Source organism: Holdemanella sp., from assembly GCF_056804935.1.
In genome coordinates this window covers 1-6,744 of sequence record NZ_DBMEXE010000076.1, presented here as the reverse complement: position 1 = coordinate 6,744, position 6,744 = coordinate 1, and the positions used below count along the sequence as shown (strand labels likewise).

Below are 6,744 nucleotides of genomic sequence, written 5' to 3'. Positions count from 1 at the left end.
TTAGTTTGTATTTTTATTTCCTGTTCAGTTTTCAAAGATCATCTGCACCTCAGCAGTGCTCATCTATATTACCAAATACTTTTCACTTCGTCAAATGTTTTTTTTACTTTTTTTGGAAAATTTGTAAATTTTATTTAACTAGCCCTTAATATAGTGTTTACACCCAAGTCATATAATATTGACTTGAAAGGGATGAAATACTATGAATATAGGAATAATTGATATCGGATCCAACACAATTCGACTTAATGTATATGAATCAAACAAACATTCATTTCATTTGCTCTTCTCAAAAAAAGAAAATGTTGGATTGATTTCATATATCAATAAAAACAATTTAACTTTAGAAGGCATAAACGAATTAAAACAATGCTTACTAAGACTTAAAAAAACATTAGATACATTAGGAATACACATTATTAATGCATTCGCAACTGCATCCTTACGTAATCTCGACAATAAAGATGAAGTATTGGCTATTATCTCAAACACTGTCAAAATCAATATTGTTCTTCTTTCCGGAACCACTGAAGGAAATCTTTCTTTTAAAGGAGCCATGCACCAAATCGAACGACCTGAAGGATTATACATTGACAGTGGTGGTGCAAGTACTGAATTTGTTTTCTACAAACACTATAACAATTTAGCTACCTATTCATTAAATATTGGTTCTTTAAATTTATTCAATAAATACGTAAAGAAAGTAATACCTACAAAAGAGGAAACCATTCAAATTCAAAAGCGCGTTCAATGCGAACTTGAATCTGTACCCACTCCTAAAGAAATCTCAGAATTTCAAAATCTTGCCGTTACAGGAGGCAATATGCGAGCTGTGCGATCTTTGTTAGTACACTTTGATTGGATAAATCGAGATGAATATATTTTTTCCGCCGACAAAATAAATAAACTTCTACAAACATTAAGTAATAATCGAACAGATACATTACACTTATTTTTAAAAATTAAACCTGAACGCGTACACACTATGTTTTGTGGCCTGTTAATACTTGAAGGAATCATTTCTAAATATTCCATCCAAACCATTCAAATTTGTACAAATGGTGTTCGCGAAGGCTATTTGATTCAAAAATATATAGGAGATTAAAATGAAAATTACCCAAAACAGAGAAATATCTTGGTTACAATTTAACAAGCGCGTACTTGAAGAAGCTGCCGATCCTCGCGTTCCTTTATTAGAAAGAGCTAAGTTCTTATCCATCTTCACAAGTAATCTTGACGAATTTTACATGATCCGATGCGGATCCTTATACGACCTTTCTTTGATTGACAACACTAAAATTGACAAGAAAAGTGGAATGATTCCAAGTGAACAACTTGATGCGATTTTTGCGGAATCAAACAATTTATATAAAATTAGAGATAACGTTTACAAAGATATCAACCATACATTGAATGCTTTACACCTATCTTGTGTTTCTTATAAAACACTATCTAAAGGTCAAGAAAAATTTGTTAAGGACTATTTTGACACAGATATCGCTCCATTACTATCTCCACAAATCATAGATTCACATCATCCATTCCCACATTTGGTCAATAAAGCACAATACTTATTCTTAGAAATCAATGAAGATGGAAATAAGCACTTTGCGCTCATTCCTGTACCCGATTTTGCCAACCGCATTGTCTATATTCCAAATTACGGACATTGTTACATGCTGATAGAACAAATCATGTTCCATTGCATTGAACGACTATTTAAAAATTGTAAAGTATTAAATAAAACAATTGTACGTATCACAAGAAACGCCGATATCAACTTAAACGAAGACCAAATTGATGATGACGACGATTATCGTGAATACATGAAACATATTTTAAAGAAACGAAATCGTTTAGCCCCAATACGACTGGAAATCTATAAAGAGATTCATTCTGATTCATTAGAATATCTTTGTAGTCATCTAAGCTTAAGAAAAGAACAAGTATTTATATCAAAATGCCCTTTGGAATTATCACATATTTTTAAGATGATTGATTTAGCACCAACCATCGATAAAACGCCTTTATTATATAAAACTTTTACACCACAAAGTAATCCATTATTAACGCCAGAACTTCCATGTATTCCACAAATCATGGATCATGATGTATTACTTTTCTACCCATATCAATCTATGGACGGATTCTTAAAACTATTAAAAGAAGCTAGCGAAGATAAACATGTTGTATCTATTAAAATCACAATATATAGATTAGCTAAACATTCTAAAATTGTTCGCTACTTATGTAGAGCAGCTGAAAATGGCAAAAACGTTACTGTATTGATGGAACTAAAAGCTCGTTTTGATGAACAAAATAACATTTCTGCCGCTGAAGAGCTTGAAGAAAGTGGATGCCACATTCTTTATGGTTTTGAAAACTACAAAGTACACTCCAAAATATGTTTGATTACATATAAAGATAAAAACGAATTCAAATATATTACACAAATCGGTACAGGTAACTATAATGAAAAGACAAGTAAAATGTATACTGACCTTTCTTATATCACAAGCCGTAAAGAAATCGGAAAAGATGCAGTCACATTCTTTCAAAACATGTCCATGTCAAATTTAGAAGGACAATATCAACATTTATGGGTAGCCCCCAGCAATCTAAAATCTTCCATTCTAAAAGAAATAGATAATCAAATCAATTTAGCCAAACAACACCAACCCGCAAGAATTCGAATTAAGATGAATTCTTTTACAGATTTAGACATCATTCACAAAATCAGTGAAGCAAGTATGGCCGGTGTAAAAATTGAAATGATTATCCGCGGTATTTGTTGTCTATTGCCAGGCCTTGAAAATGCAACCGAAAATATTACTATTCGCTCAATCGTTGGACGCTATTTAGAACATTCAAGAATCTATTGTTTCGGCGATGAAAAAGACATAAAAATATACATTGCCAGTGCTGACTGTATGACTCGAAATACAGAAAAGCGTGTCGAAATCGGATGTCCAATTCAAGATGAAAAATTAAAGAATCAAATTCTTGAATACTTCACCCTATTAATGAGCGATAACATAAAAGCTAGAGAACTTTGTAGCGACGGTCACTACAAGCAGATTATAAGTCAAGAAGCACCATTAAACTCTCAAGAAGAGTGTATGCATCTAGCTATTCAAATAACACAAGAAATCAAAAAGTCAGAAAAAGGATTGTTCCAACACATCATTAAATCATTAAGAAAAGGAGCCTACGCTCCTTAATCGATAACTAGATTCTTTATGCCATTTTGTTTTGCACAACTATAAAACTCCTGCATCTTTTCACTAGAATACATTTTTGGATTCTCTTTAAAACAATACTCCATATCTAAATATGCATATTTAGATTGAGCTAGAGGATTATAATTCAAAATTTCATAATGAACATCTTCATAACAAGAAACCAAAAACCTTGATATAGAAGAAATATTCTCAAAAGAAGCCGTCATAGTCGGAATTAAAGGCGTACGAACGATCACGTGCGCTTTTTTATTGCTCTGAAGTAAATACGCAATATTCCTTAATACTTTTTCATTTGAAACACCCGTATATTGTTTATGCAAATTTTCATCATACAATTTACAATCACAATAAATCTGATCCAAGTAAGGTAACGCCTTTTGTACATTCTCTAAATCTGTATATAGACTTGTTTCAATAGCCGTATGAATTCCTTTTTCCTTACAAACCTTTAATAAATCAATCAAGAAATCACTTTGTAAAAAGGGTTCTCCCCCTGAGAAAGTAACTCCACCTTCTCTTTTAAAGAATAATTCATCCTTTAAAATTTCCTGAACACATTCCTCTACCGTATATTCTTTGGCATCCATACTCAAAGCTAAAGTAGGACATACATCACAAATCGCATCCCAATCTTCTTTTGCGTTTCTTGAAACACTAATTTTATGATTTACACACTTAACGCCACCCTGTTTTGATGCATGTACACAACTAAGACAATGCATACACTTGGATTCCATATACAAGACTTGTGGTAAATATGACAATCCTTCTGGATTTTGACACCACTTACAGCGAAGTGGACACCCCTTAAAAAACACCGTTGTACGAATTCCTTTTCCATCGTGTGTCGCAAAACGCTTTATATCAAATATATATCCTTTAGATGTTGTCATAACTTGTCCTTGCGATAATTTCATCCTGCAACTCTCCAGCAAGCTCTGTAAAATATGCAGTATAACCAGCAACACGAACCGTCAAAGAACGATATTGATCTGGATGTATTTTGGCATTTAATAAATCTTCCTTACGAACCACATTAAATTGAATATGCGGAATCTCCAAGTCAACAAATGTACGCATAAAATTCGCAAACTTATCAATACCTGATTCGGTTTTAAAGAATTCTGGTAAAAACTTCATATTTAATAAGCCACCATTTGTTGTACAAGAATTATCTAAATGCGATACTGATTTTAAGACAGCTGTAGGCCCCTTTAAATCACGACCATACACAACCGATAATCCACCATCAGCCAAAGGCGTTTTGGCAAGTCTTCCATCGCAGCTAGCCCCTACATTTTCTCCCATAGGAACATGGGCACTCACCGTATACATTCCTGTATGATATTCTCCATTACGATAGTTTGTATATTTTCTTAATTTATTTCTAAAATTCAATGCCCATTTTGCACCAATCTCATCCACCCATTCCACATCATTTCCATACTTAGGTGCACGATTCAATAACATCTGGCGCATGACTTCATTGTTTGAAAAATTTTCTTTCAAAGCTTTTTCTAAATCAGCTGCATCAATTTTCTTTTCATCATATACAAGCTTTTTTAAGGCCGCCAAACTATCTGCAAGGTTTGCCACCTGAATCATTTGAATACCCGACAAATTATAATGCGCACCACCACGCGTTACATCCATACCTTTTTCCATGCAATCATCAATGACGCTTGATAAGAAGGCTGTTGGTAAAATATCAATATGTGCTTTTTCCACTTCTTCTAAACATGGAATCATTTTATCAATAAAATAATCCATCATTTTTTCAAAGGCAGATTCTAAATCAGAAAATGAAGTATATGTGCTTAACGATCCATAATCAGGCCCCATTTGTTTTCCCGTCAACAAACAACGACCATGATTCAAAGTAAGTTCTAACACCTTATTCATATTAAACATGCCCGAATCCGACCAACCCAAATTATTGCCTTGTGTTGTAAGTTCCACACAACCAACAATCGCATAATCCATGGCATCAAAATGTGATATACCTAAATCTTCCATCGCCTTAATAATTGCCTTATCATTGAAAAATTGTGGCATTCCACTTCCTTTTGAAACAACTCGAATCGCATGTTTTAACAGTTCATCATTCGTATGTTCATGAAGTCGAACGGATAAGTTGGGTTGTGGAAGACCAATATCTTCTTGTGCATTTAAAAATAAATGACTCAATTCATTACTAAAATCGTTTCCATTTTGATCTTGTCCACCAACACAAATATTGAATCCAATTGGAAAACCTGCAAAATATTTAGCACTATGCGCATTTCTTAGATATACAATCTCATTGAATTTCAACCATAAACATTCAATCAATTCTAAAGCTTCACTTTCTTTTAACATACCTGAATCTATATCTTGTTTATAGTAAGAATATAAAGTTTCATCTAAACGACCCGGAGAAAAACTAGATGCATTACTTTCCATGTGTAATACGACAAATAAAAACCATAATGACTGCAACGCTTCATGAAATGTTACGGCAGGTTTATAAGCCAGATTTTTACAAATCTTTGCGACAGCTTTTTTATTCATTTCCAAAGCTAAATCATGATAGCGAAGCATAAACTTCTGTACACCTTGCATGACTAAAATAACACATTCATAGAATTCTTTTTTTGATTCAGAACATGTTTTTAAATGATTTCTAGCTAAATCAATATAGCCTTGTGGACCAAGTTCTAACCATTCCTTTACATTTGGACAAATATGCCCCTGAGCATGATCGGTTTGATTAACTTTTACTACTTTAGAAATTGCACTAATTTCATTACCAAAACGATTCTTAATAACATCCTCTAAACTTTTACCTTTCCAATATGGAACAATCACTTTACGAAAAGTCTCAATGTCTTCAGGACGAACATTAAACTTATCTTGAGGACGTGTTGGAATCGTTTCAAATTCACGATCCACCCAAGAAATTCCACTTTCTGGAAATACAACACCATAACGAACACCTTTTGTTCGATTTCCCACAATCAACTCTTCAGGTTCCATACCAATTTCAATTTCATTTAACGCGTTATACAAAGAAAGTGCACGCTTATAAGGAATCGATTTATCTTCATTTTCTTGATATGTTCGTGTAATAATCAAAGCTTGCTCAATACTTACAAAGCGAGGTTGAGACAACATTTTATCTTTCAAAATAGAAATACGATTTAACATAGTAAGTCCTCCATCTACAATTAGATTATAAAAAGAACTATGATCAAAATCAATAGTTCCTTATTACTTTTTATTATTTTTTATTATTTGTAAAATTCCATAAAACGCATCCACTTTGGCATATTCATAATTGCCCATTTGATAAAATTTGTCCGAATCCGCCAACATATATGCTTTTTTAGACTGATTTAATACAATGCGCTTTGTTTGACCATCATTCGGCATATAGGTCATAACACTTCCAGATTCTAAATCTATACCAACCACACCTAAAAAAGATAAATCAAAATGAAATCGTTGAAGAAATTCATCGCAC

At 32.9% G+C, this 6,744-nt stretch carries 4 protein-coding genes and 1 pseudogene; 2 read left to right on the top strand and 3 right to left on the bottom strand.

What is annotated here, in order from left to right:
- Nucleotides 1-202 precede the first annotated feature (202 nt).
- Nucleotides 203-1,105, top strand: coding sequence for a Ppx/GppA phosphatase family protein (locus ACZQCL_RS04925; RefSeq protein WP_482481998.1), 903 nt, complete (start codon nt 203-205; stop codon nt 1,103-1,105).
- Nucleotide 1,106: 1 nt separating this feature from the next.
- Entirely contained in the window at nt 1,107-3,221 is a 2,115-nt protein-coding gene (gene ppk1, locus ACZQCL_RS04920) for a polyphosphate kinase 1 (RefSeq protein ID WP_217293387.1), read from the top strand.
- Here ppk1 and ACZQCL_RS04915 read toward each other — a convergent pair.
- From ACZQCL_RS04915 to ACZQCL_RS04905, 3 genes and pseudogenes are all read right to left on the bottom strand, one after another.
- A complete protein-coding gene (locus ACZQCL_RS04915; protein WP_337619564.1) occupies nt 3,218-4,159 on the bottom strand; it encodes a glycyl-radical enzyme activating protein in 942 nt (313 codons plus the stop codon). The two genes, ppk1 and ACZQCL_RS04915, sit on opposite strands and share 4 nt — an antisense overlap.
- Nucleotides 4,122-6,428 carry a glycyl radical protein gene (locus ACZQCL_RS04910; RefSeq protein ID WP_337619562.1) on the bottom strand — a complete coding sequence of 769 codons (2,307 nt, stop codon included), beginning with the start codon at nt 6,426-6,428 and terminating at the stop codon, nt 4,122-4,124. Before ACZQCL_RS04910 ends, ACZQCL_RS04915 begins: the two co-directional genes overlap by 38 nt.
- Nucleotides 6,429-6,491: 63 nt before the next feature.
- Nucleotides 6,492-6,744 (bottom strand): annotated as a pseudogene (locus tag ACZQCL_RS04905) (sugar phosphate isomerase family); the annotation flags it as partial.

Excerpts from the sequence above, each read along its gene's own strand:
- ACZQCL_RS04915 (WP_337619564.1), bottom strand. The coding sequence starts at position 4,159 with ATGAAATTATCGCAAGGACAAGTTATGACAACATCTAAAGGATATATA.
- ppk1 (WP_217293387.1), top strand. The coding sequence starts at position 1,107 with ATGAAAATTACCCAAAACAGAGAAATATCTTGGTTACAATTTAACAAG.
- ACZQCL_RS04910 (WP_337619562.1), bottom strand. The coding sequence starts at position 6,428 with ATGTTAAATCGTATTTCTATTTTGAAAGATAAAATGTTGTCTCAACCT.
- ACZQCL_RS04925 (WP_482481998.1), top strand. The coding sequence starts at position 203 with ATGAATATAGGAATAATTGATATCGGATCCAACACAATTCGACTTAAT.